14 protein-coding genes are annotated in these 20,197 nt (G+C 40.2%); 10 read left to right on the forward strand and 4 right to left on the reverse strand.

Annotated elements, in window-relative coordinates; translation table 11 throughout:
• Positions 1–63 precede the first annotated feature (63 nt).
• A complete protein-coding gene (gene aceK, locus FVA72_RS02110) occupies positions 64–1,797 on the forward strand; it encodes a bifunctional isocitrate dehydrogenase kinase/phosphatase (protein WP_110592546.1) in 1,734 nt (577 codons plus the stop codon).
• Between the two features lie 89 nt (positions 1,798–1,886).
• Here aceK and FVA72_RS02115 read toward each other — a convergent pair whose 3' ends face one another.
• A complete protein-coding gene (locus FVA72_RS02115; RefSeq protein ID WP_004261341.1) occupies positions 1,887–2,528 on the reverse strand; it encodes a bifunctional 4-hydroxy-2-oxoglutarate aldolase/2-dehydro-3-deoxy-phosphogluconate aldolase in 642 nt (213 codons plus the stop codon).
• Positions 2,529–2,555: 27 nt separating this feature from the next.
• A complete protein-coding gene (gene edd, locus FVA72_RS02120) occupies positions 2,556–4,400 on the reverse strand; it encodes a phosphogluconate dehydratase (RefSeq protein ID WP_405030031.1) in 1,845 nt (614 codons plus the stop codon).
• A gap of 319 nt (positions 4,401–4,719) precedes the next feature.
• Here edd and FVA72_RS02125 point away from each other — a divergent pair, with 319 nt between their 5' ends.
• The 3 genes from FVA72_RS02125 (at position 4,720) to FVA72_RS02135 (ending at position 7,637) form a co-directional block, all read left to right on the forward strand.
• On the forward strand, positions 4,720–5,511 hold the full coding sequence (locus FVA72_RS02125) for an N-acetylmuramoyl-L-alanine amidase-like domain-containing protein (RefSeq protein WP_110592545.1): 792 nt from the start codon (positions 4,720–4,722) through the stop codon (positions 5,509–5,511).
• 442 nt (positions 5,512–5,953) lie between these two features.
• On the forward strand, positions 5,954–6,223 hold the full coding sequence (locus FVA72_RS02130; RefSeq protein ID WP_231136087.1) for a helix-turn-helix domain-containing protein: 270 nt from the start codon (positions 5,954–5,956) through the stop codon (positions 6,221–6,223).
• Between the two features lie 526 nt (positions 6,224–6,749).
• Complete coding sequence (locus tag FVA72_RS02135) at positions 6,750–7,637, forward strand: N-acetylmuramoyl-L-alanine amidase (RefSeq protein WP_110592544.1); 888 nt, start codon at positions 6,750–6,752, stop codon at positions 7,635–7,637.
• A gap of 69 nt (positions 7,638–7,706) precedes the next feature.
• Here FVA72_RS02135 and iclR read toward each other — a convergent pair whose 3' ends face one another.
• Complete coding sequence (gene iclR / locus FVA72_RS02140; RefSeq protein WP_036958355.1) at positions 7,707–8,537, reverse strand: glyoxylate bypass operon transcriptional repressor IclR; 831 nt, start codon at positions 8,535–8,537, stop codon at positions 7,707–7,709.
• 203 nt (positions 8,538–8,740) lie between these two features.
• Here iclR and metH point away from each other — a divergent pair, with 203 nt between their 5' ends.
• The 3 genes from metH to FVA72_RS02155 all read left to right on the forward strand — a co-directional run bounded on the left by metH (position 8,741) and on the right by FVA72_RS02155 (position 14,724).
• A complete protein-coding gene (metH, locus tag FVA72_RS02145; protein WP_110592543.1) occupies positions 8,741–12,424 on the forward strand; it encodes a methionine synthase in 3,684 nt (1,227 codons plus the stop codon).
• A gap of 69 nt (positions 12,425–12,493) precedes the next feature.
• Positions 12,494–13,084: a hypothetical protein gene (locus FVA72_RS02150; protein ID WP_172974358.1), complete on the forward strand. Its 591-nt coding sequence runs from the start codon at positions 12,494–12,496 to the stop codon at positions 13,082–13,084.
• A gap of 164 nt (positions 13,085–13,248) precedes the next feature.
• Positions 13,249–14,724: an SEL1-like repeat protein gene (locus FVA72_RS02155; RefSeq protein WP_110592541.1), complete on the forward strand. Its 1,476-nt coding sequence runs from the start codon at positions 13,249–13,251 to the stop codon at positions 14,722–14,724.
• 62 nt (positions 14,725–14,786) lie between these two features.
• Here the strand turns inward: FVA72_RS02155 and lysC are convergent, their stop codons facing one another.
• A complete protein-coding gene (lysC, locus tag FVA72_RS02160; protein ID WP_004261326.1) occupies positions 14,787–16,163 on the reverse strand; it encodes a lysine-sensitive aspartokinase 3 in 1,377 nt (458 codons plus the stop codon).
• A 485-nt stretch (positions 16,164–16,648) separates the two neighbouring features.
• Between lysC and pgi the strand changes: the two genes are divergently transcribed.
• The 3 genes from pgi to ubiA all read left to right on the forward strand — a co-directional run bounded on the left by pgi (position 16,649) and on the right by ubiA (position 20,139).
• Entirely contained in the window at positions 16,649–18,295 is a 1,647-nt protein-coding gene (pgi, locus tag FVA72_RS02165; RefSeq protein ID WP_110592540.1) for a glucose-6-phosphate isomerase, read from the forward strand.
• A 325-nt stretch (positions 18,296–18,620) separates the two neighbouring features.
• Positions 18,621–19,133, forward strand: a complete 513-nt coding sequence (ubiC, locus tag FVA72_RS02170) for a chorismate lyase (protein WP_110592539.1) — start codon at positions 18,621–18,623, stop codon at positions 19,131–19,133.
• 151 nt (positions 19,134–19,284) lie between these two features.
• A complete protein-coding gene (ubiA, locus tag FVA72_RS02175; RefSeq protein WP_036958350.1) occupies positions 19,285–20,139 on the forward strand; it encodes a 4-hydroxybenzoate octaprenyltransferase in 855 nt (284 codons plus the stop codon).
• Positions 20,140–20,197: the final 58 nt, after the last annotated feature.

Raw genomic sequence — 20,197 nt, forward strand, 5'->3', positions numbered from 1 at the left:
TTTCAGGCACGTTTAGTGCCTGTTTTTTATTCAAAATAAGTCTGTATTCTTATAGGAGTGGTTATGATATTGACGACAGAACAGATAATAGCTCAGACCATTTTACAGGGTTTTGATGCTCAATATGGTCGTTTCCTTGAGATAACCTCAGGTGCACAAGAAAGGTTTGAGCAGGCAGATTGGCATGCAATTCAGCATGCGATGAAAAGAAGAATTCAGCTGTATGATCACCATGTTGGTTTAGTTGTCGCTCAGCTACAGTTTATGGGGCTAGTTCAATCTTTAACACCCGATAAACTGGCTCAAATAAAAAATGTTTATAAAACCTTATTACCAGATTATCCAAGGTTTGAAATAGCAGAAAGCTTCTTTAATTCAGTTTACTGCCGGTTATTTCAGCATCGGGAGCTTACACAAGATAACTTATTTATTTTTACATCCCAGCCTGCAAGGCGTTTTTCTATTTCTCCTAGGCCACTAGCTCGAGAATACTTTGTTAATAATAATTTAGAGGGGGTATTGTTCACAATATTAAGTGGGTTACCACTAAGGCTAAAGTGGCGTAATTTGGATTTAGATATTCATTGTATTATCAATGTATTGAAAACAAAATTTCCTGATATTGAAACCCAAAAAGTCAGTTTTCATATTGCAAATGAGTTATTTTACCGTAATAAGGCAGCTTGGCTAGTTGGTAAAATTTATATTAATGATGAGGTTCACCCATTCTTACTTCCTATTCACCATGATGATTGTCAGCGCATTTATATTGATGCGTGTTTAACTGAGTTTGATGAAGCCAGTATTGTATTTGGTTTTGCTCGGTCCTATTTTATGGTGTATGCCCCTTTTCCAGCAGCACTGGTTTTTTGGTTGAGGGAGATCTTACCCAGTAAGTCAATTGCTGAATTATATATGGCAATTGGTTGTCAAAAGCATGGAAAAACAGAGTGTTACAGAGAATATCTCGCCTATATTAATTTTTCACGAGAGCAATTTACCGTTGCACCAGGTGTTAAAGGAATGGTGATGTTGGTCTTTACGTCCCCTTCTTTCGATCGTGTTTTTAAAATTATTAAGGATCAATTTGCGCCACAAAAGCAAGTAACACGAGAACGAGTTTTAGAATGCTATCGTTTGGTTAAAGAGCACGATAGAGTTGGCCGTATGGCTGACACCCAAGAGTTTGAAAATTTTGTGATTAGTAAGTCTTCCATCAGCGATGAGTTAATGGTGGAATTATTGAAAGAGGTTCCATCTCAAATTGAAGATTTAGGCGATAACATATTGATTCGTCATTTGTACATGGAAAGAAAGATGATCCCATTGAATATTTATATGGATAATGCCACTGACGCGCAATTACATAATGCATTAAATGAATATGGCTGGGCGATTAAACAGTTAGCGGCTGCGAATATTTTCCCCGGAGATATGTTGTTTAAAAATTTTGGAGTAACGCGGCATGGCCGTGTTGTTTTTTATGATTATGATGAAATCTGTTATATGACAGAGGTGAATTTTCGTAAAATTCCTGAGCCATTATACCCTGAGCAAGAATTATCTAGTGAGCCATGGTATAGCATTGGTGAGCAAGATGTTTTCCCTGAAGAGTTTGCTTCTTTTATTTGCCAAAATGAGAAAATTCGTCATTACTTGCAACAATATCATGCAGATTTATTTTCCGCAGATTATTGGCAAAAGTTACAAAATAGAATTTTGGCGGGGCACGTAGAAGATGTTTATGCCTATCGTGAGGAATTACGTTTTTGCCATAAATTCAGTGAGGTTGCATAACTATAATACGCAACTAATGGGAATAGTCGCGTATTAATTAAAGGCAATTAAAAACGACTCAGCAAGCATTGAGTCGTTTTTCGGGAATGCTATTTTTTTGCGCCTTGTACAGCTTCTTGAGCAAGTTGGGTAATTTTTTCATAATTGCCTGAATTCAAAGCCTCTTCAGGCACTAACCAAGAACCACCAATACACAGAACACTATCTAATTCTAAATAGTTAAGGTAATTATCTAGCGATATTCCACCGGTTGGGCAAAATTTGACTTGTGAGAAAGGGCCCGCAATGGCTTTTAGCGCCTTAACGCCACCATTGGCTTCCGCTGGGAAAAATTTGAACTCTTTCAGGCCATATTGCATACCAAGCATAAGTTCAGAAACAGTTGAAATTCCAGGGATTAAAGGAATATCTCCTTTGGTTGCTGCATTGAGTAATTCATCTGTTAAACCGGGACTAATTGCGAATTGTGCTCCAGCTTCAGTAACTTCAGCGAGTTGTTTTGCATTAATAACAGTACCTGCGCCAATAATAGCCTCAGGTACTTCTTTTGCAATGAGGCGAATAGCATCGATAGCACACTCCGTACGTAAAGTGACTTCTAACACTCTAATGCCACCTTTGACTAATGCTTTTGCAAGAGGAACCGCTTGTTCTAATTTTTTGATAACAATAACAGGGACGACAGGGCCTTGTTTTAATACGCTTTCAGCGGTCATTTTCCAATTATTCATTTTCTATTCCTATTCAATGAAAATAGATTAAAAATCAATACAACAAGCACCTTCTTCGGCACCTGATAAATGTCTTCTTAATGCACCGAAAAGCTCCCTTCCACAACCACTACGCTCAGCAGTTAAATCAGCCTCGAAGGGGTGGCGTTTATTGAGTTCTTCTTCATCAACTAGTAATTGTAATTCTCCAGTCAATGCATTTACCCTAATGATATCGCCATTTTTTACTTTTGCTAACAACCCACCATTATAAGCTTCAGGGGTGACATGAATTGCAGATGGTACTTTACCGGATGCTCCGGATAAGCGACCATCAGTAACTAACGCGACTTTGTAGCCTTTATCCATAAGTACACCCAGAGGAGGCATGAGTTTATGAAGTTCAGGCATGCCATTCGCGGATGGCCCTTGGAAGCGGACAACAATAATACAATCTTTATTAAGCTCACCTGCTTCAAAGTGTGATGCAATCTCATTTTGGTTGTTAAATACGACTGCTGGAGCTTCAATAACTTGATTTTCTTCAGGAACTGCTGATGTTTTCATCACGGCACGCCCTAAGTTACCAGAAAGTAATTTTGTGCCCCCATGAGGTGAGAATGGGTGTTCTATTTCAGCGATAACATCAGGATTAAACGAGGATTTAGGGCCTTCTCGCCATTCAAGTTGGCCATTATTTAGCCAAGGTTCCATGGTATAACGTTCCAGCCCGAATCCTGCTACGGTATGGACATCGTTATATAATAAACCTTTTTGTAATAGCTGGTGGATAAGCAAAGCTACGCCACCTGCGGCTTGGAATTGGTTGATATCCGCTTGGCCATTAGGATAGATACGGCAAATAAGTGGAACAATAGCTGAAATATCGGAAAAATCATCCCAATTGATAATGATCCCTGCGGCTCTTGCTATAGCAACAAGATGCATGGTTAAGTTAGTTGAGCCTCCCGTCGCGAGCAATGCGACGATACCGTTGACAATAACTTTTTCGTTAACCAGTTGACCGATAGGTAAGTACTGGCCCGATTGTTCAGTTAAACGCGTAATTTGTCGTGCGGCAGCCTCTGTTAATGCATCCCGTAGTGGAGAGTCAGGTGGTACAAATGACGCACCGGGTAGATGTAACCCCATGACCTCCATCATCATTTGATTCGAGTTGGCAGTACCGTAAAAAGTACAGGTGCCGATCCCATGGTAAGAGGCGGCTTCGGCTTCTAATAAAGCGAGTCGATCAACTTTGCCTTCAGCATACAGCTGGCGAATACGAACCTTTTCTTTATTTGGTAAGCCTGTTGCCATTGGACCTGCTGGGACAAATATTGCAGGAAGGTGACCAAATGAAAGTGCGCCAAGCATTAAGCCTGGAACAATTTTGTCGCAAATACCTAAATAGAGCGCACCATCAAACATATTATGGGATAGGCCAATGGCAGTTGACATGGCAATAACATCTCGACTTAGCATCGATAGCTCCATCCCATCTTGTCCTTGGGTTACGCCATCACACATTGCTGGGACACCCGCAGCGACTTGGCCAATTGAGCCAGCTTCTAATAATGCTTTTTTGAGTTGTTCAGGGTACTTGTCGTAGGGACGATGAGCAGAAAGCATATCATTGTAGGAATTGATGATTGCAATATCAGAGCGAGTCATGCTTTTAAGAATTTGTTTTTCTTCGCTTTGGCATGCTGCAAAGCCATGGGCAAGGTTACCGCAAGCGAGTGATGCTCGATGGACGGTCATACAACGAGCCTGCTCTATTTTTTTGAGATAAGCAGCTCGAGTTTTCAGTGAACGAGAAATGATACGTTGAGTGATGCGATCAAGTTCTTTATTGATCACTGAAGGATTTGTCTCTTTAGAGGTGGTCATGCTCATGATAATTGCTCCATAGTGCAGTAAAAAGATGAATCAAACTGCAAGTCAATTCGGGTTGTGCCTATCGTTATTTACTTGTGAACTATAGCATCAATGTTACCGGTAACATTGTTCAATGAAAGCGGAGGAGTTGCAATATAGAAAATGAACATTCGAAGCTATCTGTGATCTGAATCAAATTTATATTATGGTGTGGACAGGGTAGGAAATAGACAAATAAGCATGCTATAGTGGCTTAGTTGATGATTTTATCATCAAAATTCAATTAGATGATTGTCGAAGGTTAGGTTGTATTCATGAGAAGAGCGGCAGGATGTTAAGGCTAGTTATAGCTGCATTTATATTGTTATTGGCAAATTTTGTTAGGGCTGAGGTTATCTTAGCTTCGGGGTCATATAAAATTTTAACTGAAGTTTTTAATGAACAAACGGCAATGCAGTTACAGAATGTGTCACAAGCAGAAAAAATTGATGTATTGACCCGATATTTTTTAACTACACCTTACAATAAACAAACTTTGAATATGAGTCCGCTATCACCTGAAGAATTGGTGATTAATTTGAAAGAGATGGACTGTATGACATTCATAGAGTACATCGAGGCTTTTAAGCGTTCTAACAATTACGAGCAGTTTGTTTCAAATTTAATCAATATTCGTTATATCAACCAAAATATTACATTTAAACATCGGCGGCATTTTTTCTCTGATTGGGCGCAAGAACCTGAGGCGATTGTGGTAGATATTACTAGTGAAATAAGCCCACACGCTATTCAGGTAAAAAAACAACTTAATTTGAAAAATTATAACCAGCGATATATATCGGGCTTGCCTGTTAAAGGTAGGTTGATAAACTATATCCCAGTCAAATATGTGGATGATGATTTAGTATTGAGATTAAATGTAGGGGATTACATCGGCGTTTATTCAAAGGATAATGGGTTAGATGTAAGTCATGTGGGTGTTGTAATACGTAGAGGTAATAAAACAATATTTAGAAATGCCTCTTCACTACGTAGAAATCTTCAGGTTATTGATATCGAACTGAACGATTACTTAAAAGGGAAGGCCGGGATTGTTGTTTTTAGGCCGAAATCAGATTATTAGCCTGACTATAGAGAATATTATAATAATAAGATAAATTATTAATCTGTTTTTTGATATAAAAAAGGGAAAACACAATTTTTGCGTATGTAAAAATTTAACATATAGAGTGAAAATTATTTAATAATAAAAAACAGATAATTATTTTGATTGGTTACTAATTATTTCTAGTAACATTTAAAATGTAAAAGTATATTAAATTATCGATTTGATCAAAAAAAACATATAGAAATGTAATTTAATTATAAAAATAAAAAAACTTTTATAAAGCAATGGATTACTTTACATATATTATTTTTCTCATTTTTTTTGTATATAAAAATGATGTTTGTCTATCAATCTTGTTATCTTTGATTGCTCATAACTATTTTAAATAGTTATGATTAATTTTATAATGAATAATACTAGCTAAATTATTTTTCTTATTTACATTTAGGAGATGGTTATGCATATAGCTAAAAAGAAAAATATTTATGCATTACTAGGTAATCATTTACGTAAGGCTAGAGTGAGTAAAGGGTTATCAGGAAATGAGCTGGGTTCGATTATTCATTTGAGCCAACAGCAAGTATCACGATATGAGTTAGGTATTAATAAGTTGAGTTTAGATAAACTAATTGAAATTGTAATTTTTTTAGATATTGATATTAATGAGATTACTAAAATCATTGCTAAGCAGGTTGAGTATGAAAAAAATGAGTTAGCGATAACCTAAGCAAGATAATTTTTATTTTCTTTTTATAACATTTTATGAATAATTTATTCCCATTTAAAATGCCTAGTATAAAAAATAGGTTATAACTTATACGTTATAGAGAATTAGACGATTAATTTTGCATAGTACTCGAAAAAAAATATGTCTATGGTAACTACTTAAAATTAAAAATTAAATTCTAGAAATAAGAATAATCAATTCAATATGTCTCTATTTTAAGGAGGGGGAGCTTATTAGTGATCATAATTATAATTTTTTCTGGCGCTTCTCTCTCTACTTTTTCCAATGTTCCCTACCATTTAATAGAAGGGGATGTTTTTCGTTAATAAGAAAACCTTTTTTGTTTCTAATATGAGCTAAAAAGGTTTTAACATGATGTATTTAAACATTTATTTCATTTTCTGTTATCTATTTTTCTATAAAGAATAAGCATTGTGATATTGTTGGTGCATGAAAATTGATAGTATTGCAGACGACACAATGCTTAAATAAAGCTTAATGAATAATAGAGTAAGGCTATGGTTTGATGTTCAAATATATAGGGATATTGTTTGCTTTTTTACTATTAGGCTGTTCGGCCTCGAACAAAGGTTACTATCTCGATAACCGTTACCCATCAAAAAATAGTAGTCAACGCATTCAATATGTCATTATTCACTACACCGTTTCTGATGATGCGCGCTCCATAGCCACACTAACGCAAGGCAAAGTGAGCTCCCATTTCCTCATACCGAGTGTACCTGAAACTAAAAATGGCCAGCCTGTTGTATTACAACTCGTTCCTGAATCATTAAAAGCATGGCATGCAGGTGAAAGTTATTGGCTACAGCATAATGGTTTGAATGATATTTCTATTGGAATTGAAATCGTTAATGCAGGGGTACAAAAGGATGTTAAAGGAAAGCAACAGTGGGCTCCTTACAATGAAGCGCAAATTGTGGCATTGATACCTCTCATCCAAGATATTATGCAGCGCTATAGTATTCCCCCAGAAAATATTATTGGTCACAGTGATATCGCACCATTGCGCAAGCAAGACCCAGGCAAGGCATTTCCATGGCAACGTCTTGCTCAACATGGTATAGGGGCTTGGCCTGACCCAAAAACAGTCACTAAATTTCTGGCGGGGCGTAATGCCAATGAGCCCGCAAGCGTGTTACGCATTCAAAAAGCGCTTAATTTTTATGGATATTCAACAATCCCGCTATCAGGTAAGTTAGATCCACAGACGAAAAAAACATTGCGTGCTTTCCAATTGCATTTCCGACCGCGAGATATTGAAGGACAAGCGGACGCTGAAACAGAGGCTATCGCGTTGGCACTCATTGAAAAGTACCGTGATATGCAAAAATTTAAGTTATTTGAAAAGACTCTGAAGTTGCCTACTATTTCAACAAATCAGCAAGGTGATTAGAGGGCAGTAAAAAGCTTTGTAAGGTTAAGTGAAATACAGGTTGCTTTGTATTTCACTTTCACTGTTTAGCTAGCGGTTTGCACCATATTCATGGCTTATTTCTTTTGCGGCTTTGATAACCATAGCGCCTAATTCAGTAATACGGTCATCGGTGATACGTGATAATGGGCCTGAAATAGAAATGGCTGCGAAAGCTTCTTTGTGTTCATCATAAATACAAGCCCCAATACAGCGTAACCCTAATGCATGCTCTTCGTCATCATAAGAAAAACCTTGCTTTTTAGCCTGTTGTAAATTCTCTTTTAAAGCTGATGGGTTAGTTAATGTATAAGGCGTATAAGCATGTAAACCTTTACGGCTTAAAAGTGGAACCAGTTTGTCTTCTGGTAAGTTAGCAATGAATGCTTTGCCTGCCCCTGAGGCGTGTAATGGCAGTTTTCCACCGATTGGTGCTGACATTCTCATTAGCGCATTGCATTGTACTTGGTCAACAATGACGGCATCGTACTCTGTATGGTCTAGGATAGCTAAGTTGACAGTTTCCCCTGATTCATCCATTAAGCGGCGTAGTATTGGGTGGACGAGAGCTAACAAATTACGACTCTCTAAAAAGCTGCTACCAATGATAAAAGCATGAGAAGCAATAACCCATAGGCCTAAATCACCAGTTTGGCGAACAAAACCATGTTGTTCTAAAGTCATTAAAAGGCGATGTGTTGTTGAGTTGGGTAAGCCAGCTTGCATCGCAAGGTCAGTGAGGGCAATTCCCCCTGTCGATTCGGAAATATATTCCAATAGTGTTAATCCACGACTTAATGATTGAACTTGTCCTGCTGCAGCTGCGCCACTCGCCGGCCCTTTTGCTTTTTTAAGTTTCTTAGTAATTGGTGCCGTTGCCATTAAGTCTCTCCTGACTGTCATTTAGCTTCTATTATGAACTATTTCACTTGAAAATACTCATCGGATCAGTGAAAAGTGTGCTCTTGTGCAACCTTGAAAAACTCTCATCATAACAGCGAATTTTCACGCGAGAAGTTGTGATAGGATGTTAAAGGTAAAAATTTGACTTATTTCTCAGTGTTCCATTTTAGGAGGGCAGTGCAGTGTCCGCAAAAGTTAATCAATTAGAACAAGAATTAAAAAAACGTATATTGGTATTAGATGGTGCAATGGGAACAATGATCCAACAACATAAGTTGTCGGAAGCCCAGTTTCGCGGAGAACGATTTGCGGATTGGCCGAGTGATTTAAAGGGAAATAATGATCTATTAGTCTTAACTCAGCCAGATATTATTCGAGATATCCATTCTCAATACTTTGAAGCGGGCGCGGATATTGTTGAAACCAATACTTTTAACTCAACATCCATTGCGATGGCTGATTATAAAATGGAATCACTTTCCGCTGAAATTAACGAGGTTGCTGCACGCCTTGCCCGTGAATGTGCTGATGAGTGGACACGTAAAACCCCTGACCAGCCGCGTTATGTTGCCGGAGTTTTAGGCCCGACAAACCGTACTGCTTCTATTTCTCCTGATGTTAATGATCCTGCTTATCGCAATATCACCTTTGATCAACTCGTTGAAGCCTACCGTGAATCTACCCGATCTTTAGTAAAAGGTGGGGTGGATCTGATCATGATCGAAACCATTTTTGACACATTGAATGCGAAAGCCGCGATCTTTGCGGTAGAAACCGAACTGGAAGCTTTGGGAGTTTCTCTACCTATTATGATCTCGGGTACGATCACGGATGCTTCAGGCCGGACATTATCAGGGCAAACAACAGAAGCATTTTATAACTCATTGCGCCATGCGCAGCCGATATCATTTGGCTTGAACTGTGCATTAGGCCCGGATGAGCTGCGCCAGTATATTGCTGAATTATCAAGGATTGCGGAATGTTATGTCAGTGCGCACCCTAATGCAGGGCTACCGAATGCGTTTGGTGAATATGATCTTGATGCGCAAAATATGGCTGAACAAATTCATGAATGGGCAACCGCAGGGTTCTTAAATATTGTTGGTGGGTGCTGTGGAACGACGCCATTACATATCAAAAAAATGGCAGAAGCCGTAAAAGGTATCACACCACGTCAATTACCGTCACTACCTGTTGAATGCCGTTTATCGGGTTTAGAACCGTTAAATATTGGCGAAAAATCGTTATTTGTTAACGTTGGGGAAAGAACCAATGTGACGGGGTCGGCAAAATTTAAGCGGCTGATTAAAGAAGAAAATTACCAAGAAGCCTTAGATGTGGCACGCCAGCAAGTTGAAAATGGTGCGCAAATCATCGACATCAATATGGATGAAGGGATGTTGGACTCCCACGCGGCGATGGTGCGTTTCTTGAATCTGATTGCTGGTGAGCCAGATATTGCTCGCGTGCCAATTATGATTGACTCCTCAAAATGGGAGGTGATCGAGGCGGGGCTTAAGTGCATACAAGGTAAGGGAATCGTCAATTCAATCTCAATGAAAGAGGGGGTTGAGGCATTTATTGAGCATGCTAAATTATTGCGCAAATATGGTGCTGCGGTGGTCGTCATGGCATTTGATGAAGTTGGCCAAGCAGATACACGTGAGCGGAAAATTGAAATTTGTCGCCGTGCTTATCAGATCCTTACCGAAGAGGTGGGCTTCCCTCCTGAAGACATTATTTTTGACCCAAATATTTTTGCCGTAGCCACAGGAATCGAAGAGCATAATAACTATGCCGTTGATTTTATTGAAGTCTGCAAGGACATTAAGGCTCAGTTACCTCATGCGATGATTTCTGGCGGGGTTTCCAACGTCTCCTTCTCATTTAGAGGAAACGACCCTGTACGTGAAGCAATTCATGCTGTTTTCCTGTATTACGCCATTCGTAATGGAATGGATATGGGGATCGTTAATGCGGGGCAGCTCGCTATCTATGATGACCTGCCTGCTGAATTAAAAGATGCTGTTGAAGATGTGATTTTAAATCGCCGTGATGACAGTACAGAACGTTTGCTTGAACTGGCGGAAAAATACCGTGGAGCAGGGGCTGGAGAGCAGCAAGTTCAACAAGCGGAATGGCGTAGTTGGGAAGTTGAAAAGCGTCTTGAATACGCATTAGTGAAAGGCATTACCGAATTTATCATTGAAGATACTGAAGAAACACGCCAACGTGCTTCCAGCCCAATCGAAGTGATTGAAGGCCCCTTGATGAATGGTATGAATGTGGTTGGAGACCTATTTGGGGAAGGAAAAATGTTCTTACCTCAAGTGGTGAAATCTGCTCGGGTGATGAAACAGGCCGTAGCCTATTTAGAACCTTATATTCAAGAGCTTAAGCAGTCAGGTAGTAGTGCAGGAAAAATCTTACTCGCGACGGTAAAGGGCGATGTTCATGACATAGGCAAAAATATCGTTGGGGTTGTTCTGCAGTGTAATAACTATGAAATCATTGATTTAGGCGTGATGGTTCCGTGTGAAACTATTCTAAAAACAGCACGTGAAGAGAACGTCGATATTATTGGGTTATCCGGTTTGATCACGCCATCTCTTGATGAAATGGTGCACGTAGCTAAAGAGATGGAAAGACAAGGGTTTACCTTGCCATTACTGATTGGTGGGGCGACAACATCAAAAGCACACACTGCCGTGAAAATTGAGCCTAATTATAGTGGGCCAACGACTTACGTGCAAAATGCCTCTCGAACTGTGGGGGTTGTCGCAGCGCTATTGTCAGCAACACAAAAAGCAGATTTTGTTGCGCGCACTCGCCGTGAATATGAAACGGTTCGTCAGCAACATGGTCGTAGAAGGCCAAAAACACCGCCTGTGGCACTGGATGTGGCACGCGCTAATGCGGTTAATATTGATTGGCAACATTACCAACCACCTGTGCCAAAATTTCTTGGTATTCAAGAAGTCACCGCATCTATTTCAACGCTGAGAAACTATATTGATTGGACGCCATTTTTTATGACGTGGTCGCTGGCAGGTAAATACCCGCGGATCTTAGAGGATGAAGTGGTCGGTTCTGAAGCGCGTAAGTTATTGAAAGATGCTAATAATATGTTAGATAAGCTTGATAAAGAAAGCTTATTAACGCCAAAAGGTATTTTTGGCTTATTCCCTGCAAACCGGGTTGGCGATGATATTGAAATTTATACCGATGAGTCGCGAAATCATGTGCAAGTCATGGGGCTGAATTTACGCCAACAAACTTTAAAAACTGAGTTTCCAAACTATTGTTTATCTGACTTTGTCGCGCCAAAGGACAGTGGTAAAGCCGATTATATTGGGGCTTTCGCAGTGACAGGGGGCTTAGAAGAAGACGCGCTTGCTGATGCATATGAACAACAGCATGATGACTATAATAAAATTATGGTTAAAGCGCTGGCGGATAGGCTAGCGGAGGCATTTGCTGAATATTTACACCAACAAGTCCGCATGCAATATTGGGGTTATGCAGACGATGAAAACTTGAGTAATGAAGAACTTATTCGCGAAAATTACCAAGGGATCCGCCCTGCACCGGGGTATCCGGCTTGCCCTGAGCATACAGAAAAGGCAAAAATTTGGCAGTTACTGGACGTGGAAACGCAAATTGGTATGCAACTCACCAGTTCCTATGCGATGTGGCCAGGGGCCTCGGTATCAGGCTGGTATTTTAGCCATCCTGAAAGTAAATATTTTGCGGTAGCCCAGCTACAAAAAGACCAAATTGAGGATTATGCAAAGCGCAAAGGGATGTCGGTGACGGAGTTGGAGCGTTGGCTAGCGCCAAACTTAGCTTATGACCCTGAAGATTAAAACAAGATCAATACATTGATTTTTCATGCATTCGGCACCATCTTATAGGTAATACATTAGAGGGGGCCAATGATGAGCTATGAATTTATTATTGAAGAAGAACTGCCACGCTCGGTAGTTTTTCCTTATCAGATCCAAAACAGTGCGGCGCCTGAAACGTTCATGATGAGCGAAGACGCGGTGAGCGCTATGATGAGTGTTTTACAGATCATGGATAAGCTTGATACCGATGATTCACTGGATGAGCACTGTTTTAATCAGATTTGGTTAAGAAGCGAGCTAACACCTGCAAGAGCAGAAGAAATTTACCTATTTTTAGAAGAAAATTTAGCAGTAGAACCCGTGCCTTCAGAGGACGAAATCGCGGCTTTTCATCAAGCCCAAATCGATGAAAATAAGCTGTTATCTCAAGAAAGCCCGAAAGACGGTATGGTACCCGTGCATAAATTTTCGACCAATGACGGTTGGTTGGTGACCACGAAAGAGTGTGAATGGATTGCGGAAGTGTTTTCACCAGAACTGGTGAGTGAAAACCACTTTGTCGTTTCTCAGATCTCTGAACTGTGTAAGATTAGCCACCGCACATTGGAAGCTCTGTTAATTGAGTGGGGTAAATTTAATTTATTTGCCAGTAAACACGGTGGTTACCGCGTTAACTAAGTACTGCGACTTATTTCGGAGACAAAAGTTTCAGCAAGAAGCTGGCGTCTCCTCCGTTTTCTTAATAATTCCTTTGTTATTCTACTTTTTCAGCCAACATCCCTTATGAATTTTTTATTGGAGTGATATGTTAATGACATAACGCCAATAAATAGGTCATGGTGATGAAATTACGTTCTTTTCTGTTAGTTCTCTATGTTAGCGGTATTTCCCTTGCGCAAGCTGGCAATATCGTTGAAGCACCTTCTACGAAAGATAAACCGAATACGCTACAGGCGCAGCCTAAAAGCATGCCTATTCCTGATGAATTCAAAGCAAAATTGAAGCTAGCGAATGCCGGAGATGAAGAGGCAATGGTGGATGTTGGGCTTGCTTATATGGATGGGACTGAATTTTTAGCCGTCAATGAGCAAGAGGCTTATCGTTGGTTTAAAAAGGTAGCTGACCGAGATAATACAGATGGAGATTATTACCTTGGGATGTTATTGCAAAATCAGGAAAAATACCGACAAGCGGAACAATGGTATCGCCGAGGTGCTGAAAAAGGCGATGCTTATTGCCAATATGCGATGGGTTACTTATATGAACATGGCATTGGGGTTGAGCAAAATTTAAAGCAAGCGAAAGCATGGTATGCAGAGGCCGCGGAGCAAGAACATGCCAACGCACAGTTTGCGATGGGGTTGTTTTATCATGATGGGTTAGGTGGTGATATTGATTACCAGAAGGCTCGAGAGTGGTATGAAAGAAGTGCGGGAAATAATATTGCAGCCGCAGTGAATAACTTAGCGGTGATGTATGAAAATGGTGAGGGTGTAGAGCCGGACGCCGAAATGGCGATTTATTTATATCGTCAAGCCGCCAATATGGGCTCTGCGACAGCGCAAGTGAATATGGGTGATTTTTATCAAGAAGGTCATAGCGCAATAGAAAAGAATAGCTACCAAGCGATGTACTGGTATAAACGCGCTGCGCAACAGAACAATATTGCGGCCCAACTGGCGATTGCGAAAGCCTATGAACAAGGTAATGGCGTTGGTAAAGATCTCGCTGAAGCTTTTCTATGGTATGAACGAGCAGCACAAAATAAATCCCAAGAAGCTGGAATGAAGGTAGCTGAATTCTATGAAAAAGGGTTAGGGGGGATTAAAAAAGACCCCAAAAAGGCTATTGAGTGGTATATATCACTTGCCAACAGTGATGGTAAAACGGCTCAAATTAAGTTAGCGGAACTGTATGTGTCTGGTGAGCTGAAAAATGTTGATGTGAATGATATTTTGAGTTGGTTGCTGATTGCGCAAGAAAATAACATCGAAGCTCAAAACCAGTTAGCTATCTTTTATTTAACGGGAACGGGTGTGGCGAAAAACACACACAGAGCACGGCAATTGCTGGAAAAAGCGGCATTTAAGAAAAATAGCGATGCCCAAAACAACCTTGCGGTGATGTATGCACGAGGCGAGGGCGGTGAGAAAAATATTTTTCGTTCAGTAATGTGGTTTGAACGAGCGGTAGAACTCGGTAATGAAACCGCAAAAAGCAACTTGGCGCTTTTAAAACAGAATAAAGGCGTGACGGGAAAAATGTTGCAATACACTGGTAGTGTTGCGCAACCCAGCAAAGATGCTGGAGGGGATTAATTGTATAATCATAGAAGGCGATCGAAATGATCGCCTTCTAGTATTTTGATCAAACTTCCACACTATTCGAATAAGTTACTGTGCAAAGTACGAACGATCTCTTCAGCATCATTTCCAGGTACCAATAAACAAATATTGTGGCTACTTGCTCCATAGCTGATCATACGAATATTGAATGACTCAAGTGCCCCAAAAATTTGTCTTCCGAGGCCATTCACTTGCGACAGCTCATTACCAATGATTGCGACGAGCGCTAAATCTTCTTCCACTTCAACACGGCATAATGCGGATAGCTCTGTCATTAGCGCATTGGTGAGTAAACTGCCGTTAGTTCCCGTTGAACCTGTTGTGTCTAAGGTTAGGGCGACACTGACCTCTGAAGTCGTAATTAGATCCACTGAAATATTGTGGCGCAGTAAAATGGTGAAAATTTCCGCTAAGAAACCGCGTGCGTGCAGCATTTTTAGACTGTGCAAGGTGAGTAGCGTTTGTTTACGGCGCAGTGCTAATGCCCTAAATTGTGGTGGATTCGTGGTTTTATCACACACAATGGTGCCGCCGGCTTCGGGGGCTTTACTTGAACCGACAAAAACTGGGATCCCCGCACGTACTGCAGGAAGGAGTGTCGCAGGATGCAAAATTTTTGCGCCAAAGGTCGCCATTTCTGCCGCTTCATCGAAAGCAATTTCATCAATGCGTTGGGCACTCGGTACGACGCGAGGGTCAGTGGTGTAAATTCCAGGAACATCAGTCCAAATATCTACACGTGATAAATTAAGGACTTCAGCTAACAAAGCGGCGGTGTAGTCACTTCCACCGCGCCCAAGAGTGGTCGTGCGGCCTTTTTCATCACGACCAATAAACCCTTGAGTAATGACAACCGACTCAGTAAGGCGTGGCATGAGTTGTTGTTCTGACAATGCTTTTAGCTGAGCAAGTTCTGGTTCAGCACGGCCAAAGCTGTCATTCGTTCTCATCACTTTGCGTACGTCAAACCATTGGGAGTTAGCATTACGTTGGCGTAGTACTTCAACAAATAGTAAGGTTGACATTAATTCGCCGTGGCTCACCATTTCATCCGTTAATGCATCAGAAGTGGCTAAAGCAGCCGAATCAGCTAAATGAGCAATATTATCGAGTAATCGATTGATTTCCTCACGAATAACATCAGCAGTTTGTAAGTTATCAATAATTGCGTATTGAATATCCTTCACTTTTTTCAGCAGTTCATTACGTTTATCAGCATCGCAACCTTCGGCCAGTTCGATTAATAAATTGGTAATGCCAGCAGAGGCGGAAAGTACCACAACTCGCACATTTGGGTTGGAGAGAACAATATTGGCGCTGTTGTTCATCGCTTCAAAGTTAGCGACGCTAGTGCCGCCAAATTTGGCGATAACATACTGATGGTTGTCTGTTGAAGACGCTGCGATATTCATGGTGTCAATCCCTTTGGTTAAACCTAATCTTTATATAGATTTATCGGGTAAATAGGATTGCGTCAATCAAGAATCGAAGTAAATCAGTAATTCTAATGATAGGTAATTTATTATCGGTTTTCTCAATATACTCGTCATACTTCGAGCTGCATGGGTGTTGACTGCGCTCAGATAACCGAATCACATACTTTTGTATGCTCATCGGTCTATCTTCGCTTGTCGCCTACATGCAACTCGAATTATTTAGAGTATATACTCGTTATATTTCAAGCAGTTTGGGTGTTGACTGCGCTCAGATAACCGGATCATATACTTTTGTATACGTATCAGTCTAGAAAGTGTGTATTTTAATAAAATGGGTAATTAAGTCTGGAAAAGTGCGGCAGAATTGGGGAATATCAATATAACGCAGAAAACCGATAAGTCTCGTTTTCGTGACGGGGTACAATCTATTTCTATTTGAAATTATTTGGAGAGTGTTATCCATGAGAAGTATTAATCCAAGCCAGACGGCTGCATGGCGGGCGCTAGAGCAACATTTTGCGCAAATGAAAAATGTCCATATGCGCGATTTGTTTGCGCAGGATAAAGACCGCTTCACTCATTTTTCGGCAACGTTCGATGGTCAAATCTTAGTGGATTTCTCCAAAAATAGAATTACGCAAGAAACATTGGAACATTTATTGGCCTTAGCAAAAGAAACAGAGCTAGAAAGCGCCATTAACAGTATGTTCCAAGGTGAAAAAATTAACCGTACTGAAGACCGTGCGGTACTACATACTGCTTTGCGTAACCGCGATAACACCCCTATTTATGTTGATGGCAAAGATGTCATGCCAGAAGTGAATGCAGTATTGGAAAAAATGCAGCAATTTAGTCAGCGTATTATCAGCGGTGATTGGAAGGGTTACACCGGTAAAGCGATTACGGATGTGGTGAACATCGGTATTGGTGGTTCAGACCTTGGTCCATTTATGGTGACAGAAGCACTGCGTCCATACAAAAACCACCTAAACATGCATTTTGTATCGAATGTGGATGGTACGCAAATTGCGGAAACACTGAAAAAGCTGAACCCAGAAACAACACTGTTTTTAATTGCGTCAAAAACCTTTACAACGCAAGAAACCATGACAAATGCGCATTCTGCTCGTGATTGGTTCTTGGCTGCGGCAAAAGATGAAAGTCAAGTGGCTAAGCATTTTGTGGCACTTTCAACGAATGGTGAAGAAGTCGCGAAGTTTGGTATTGATACCAACAATATGTTTGAATTTTGGGATTGGGTTGGTGGCCGTTATTCATTATGGTCAGCGATTGGTTTATCCATTATTTTATCGGTCGGCTTTGATAATTTCGTTCAATTATTGAACGGTGCCCATGCGATGGATAAGCATTTTACCCAAACTCCGCTAGAAAAGAACATCCCCGTGTTGTTAGGTTTGATTGGTATTTGGTACAACAATTTTTTTGAAGCGGAAACTGAAGCGATTCTGCCATACGACCAATACATGCATCGTTTTGCCGCTTACTTCCAACAAGGTAATATGGAATCGAACGGTAAATATATTGGTCGTGATGGAAAACCTGTTACTTATCAAACAGGCCCGATTATTTGGGGTGAGCCGGGAACCAATGGCCAACATGCGTTTTATCAGTTGATCCACCAAGGAACTAAGATGATCCCATGTGATTTTATCGCACCTGCGGTAACCCATAACCCGTTAGGGGATCATCACGAAAAATTATTATCTAATTTCTTTGCGCAAACCGAAGCACTGGCGTTTGGTAAAACTCGTGAAGTGGTTGATGCCGAGTTTGCTGCGCAAGGTAAAAATGTCGCGGATATGGAATATGTTGCGCCTTATAAGGTGTTTGAAGGCAACCGCCCAACTAACTCTATCTTATTGAAATCAATCACGCCATATTCGTTAGGTGCATTGATTGCGATGTATGAGCACAAAATATTCACTCAAGGGGCGATTTTAAATATCTTTACTTTCGACCAATGGGGCGTGGAGTTAGGTAAACAACTCGCAAGCCGTATCCTGCCTGAATTAGAAAATAGTGATACCGTGAGTAGCCATGATAGCTCGACCAATGGTTTGATTAACAGCTACAAAGCTTGGCGATAAATTAATAACGTATTATTTAAATAGTTAAATGTAAGGTAGGAAGTTCCTACCTTACATTGTTTAACTGACATACTGTCCATCAGGCTATTTTTTAATTAAACAAATTCATTTTGTTACGATATTAATGAATTTTATTATTATCGATAACTTGCTAGTAATTAAAAAATTTTTCACTATATTTTTACATTTTGTGTTGAAAATGTGACTTTTTATATAAATTGTTAGCTAACTTTAACCTTGTCGTAAAACAACGTGATATCCTATTGCGTAAGAAATACAGTAAATCATAACCATAACCATGTTATTCATGGTGGAATTTTAAGTAATGGATGAAACGCTTTTTACTTCTCAGCCGATTCACTGGCTGGCGGAGAACGATAAAAACGATAAAATAGTGCCTGCCAATATACTAGATTGGCTACTAGAGCTTGGCTCCATGACAAAACGTTTTGAGCAGCATAGCCAGCAAGTTACCGTGATACCTTATTTAGAGCGCTATGTATCACAAGATAAGCTGAGCGCGGATGAAGTGCAGTCTCTACCTGAAAGCCCGCGTTATTGGGTCAGAGAAGTTGTCATGTATGGAGATGGAATCCCTTGGTTACTGGGCCGAACAATAATCCCTGAAGAAACACTGACTGATGATGACCAACAACTGGTGGATATTGGGAGAATGCCATTAGGGCGTTATTTATTTAGCCGCGAGAGTTTAACTCGAGATTATATCCATATTGGTTTTTGCGCAAACCGGTGGGTACGTAGTTCTCGGTTAAGACTATCGAATAAACCGTTGCTGTTAACAGAAATATTTTTACCTGAATCACCTGCATATCGCTAACTATCCTAAGTACTTTGAGTTTTCAGGTCTCTGCAATGACACTATGCCAATAAATATAAATCAGTAAGTTGCCGAGTTTGGTGGTATTAAAATATACCTAATTTGAAGTATGATGGAATTCGAAAAGGAGCACGATAAAGTGGAGGGAAGTATGACGCTAAGTAAATGGCATGCATACAGCCGTTTAATGCGTATAGATAGACCCATTGGCTCATTGTTGCTATTGTGGCCGACGTATTGGGCATTATGGATTGCGGCTCAAGGTACGCCAAGTTTACATCTTTTGATTGTATTTACTGCTGGCGTATTCTTTATGCGTGCTGCTGGTTGTGTCATTAATGATTTTGCTGACCGCCATTTTGATGGCCACGTAGAGCGGACTAAACACCGCCCACTCCCAAGTGGGGACGTAACAGAAAAAGAAGCAAAAATATTGTTTGCAAGCCTTGTTGGCCTCTCTTTTCTGCTAGTTTTGACACTCAATTCCATGACCATTTGGTTGTCGGTTGCAGGGTTGGCTTTGGCATGGGTTTATCCCTTTGTTAAGAGAGTCAGTAATTTACCCCAAGTGGTATTAGGTGCGGCTTTTGGTTGGTCAATTCCAATGTCTTTCTCTGCTGTTGGTGAAACTTTGCCAGTTGTTTGTTGGTTGCTGTTTTTAGTTAATATTATTTGGTCGGTGATCTACGATACTCAGTATGCAATGGTAGACCGCGATGATGATTTAAAAATTGGTGTGAAATCAACCGCTATTCTATTCGGGCAATATGACAAACTGATTATTGGTTTGCTGCAATTACTGATGGTTGGCTTATTATTGGTGATTGGCTCACTGGCGGGTTTAGGAACCCTTTATTATATTTCATTAGTCTTAGTTGCGGGTTTATTTATCTATCAGCAGCAATTGATGGTTAACCGTGAACGTGCGCCTTGCTTTAAAGCTTTTATGAACAATAACTTTGTTGGCTTAATATTGTTTATTGGTATTTTTATCAGTTATTTTTAAATTACAGTTATTGAGCCAAAGTGAAAAAGGTCATGTTATTTCTAACATGACCTTTTTT

It is taken from the genome of Providencia sp. PROV061 (assembly GCF_011045655.1).
GTDB lineage: Bacteria > Pseudomonadota > Gammaproteobacteria > Enterobacterales > Enterobacteriaceae > Providencia > Providencia hangzhouensis.

Coding starts and splice junctions, on each gene's coding strand:
- edd (WP_405030031.1), bottom strand. CDS start 4,400: ATGACCACCTCTAAAGAGACAAATCCTTCAGTGATCAATAAAGAACTT.
- iclR (WP_036958355.1), bottom strand. CDS start 8,537: ATGGCAACGGCACCAATTACTAAGAAACTTAAAAAAGCAAAAGGGCCG.
- aceK (WP_110592546.1), top strand. CDS start 64: ATGATATTGACGACAGAACAGATAATAGCTCAGACCATTTTACAGGGT.
- pgi (WP_110592540.1), top strand. CDS start 16,649: ATGAGAAGTATTAATCCAAGCCAGACGGCTGCATGGCGGGCGCTAGAG.
- FVA72_RS02150 (WP_172974358.1), top strand. CDS start 12,494: ATGATGAGCTATGAATTTATTATTGAAGAAGAACTGCCACGCTCGGTA.
- ubiC (WP_110592539.1), top strand. CDS start 18,621: ATGGATGAAACGCTTTTTACTTCTCAGCCGATTCACTGGCTGGCGGAG.
- FVA72_RS02115 (WP_004261341.1), bottom strand. CDS start 2,528: ATGAATAATTGGAAAATGACCGCTGAAAGCGTATTAAAACAAGGCCCT.
- ubiA (WP_036958350.1), top strand. CDS start 19,285: ATGACGCTAAGTAAATGGCATGCATACAGCCGTTTAATGCGTATAGAT.
- FVA72_RS02155 (WP_110592541.1), top strand. CDS start 13,249: ATGAAATTACGTTCTTTTCTGTTAGTTCTCTATGTTAGCGGTATTTCC.
- FVA72_RS02135 (WP_110592544.1), top strand. CDS start 6,750: ATGTTCAAATATATAGGGATATTGTTTGCTTTTTTACTATTAGGCTGT.
- FVA72_RS02130 (WP_231136087.1), top strand. CDS start 5,954: ATGCATATAGCTAAAAAGAAAAATATTTATGCATTACTAGGTAATCAT.
- lysC (WP_004261326.1), bottom strand. CDS start 16,163: ATGAATATCGCAGCGTCTTCAACAGACAACCATCAGTATGTTATCGCC.
- FVA72_RS02125 (WP_110592545.1), top strand. CDS start 4,720: ATGTTAAGGCTAGTTATAGCTGCATTTATATTGTTATTGGCAAATTTT.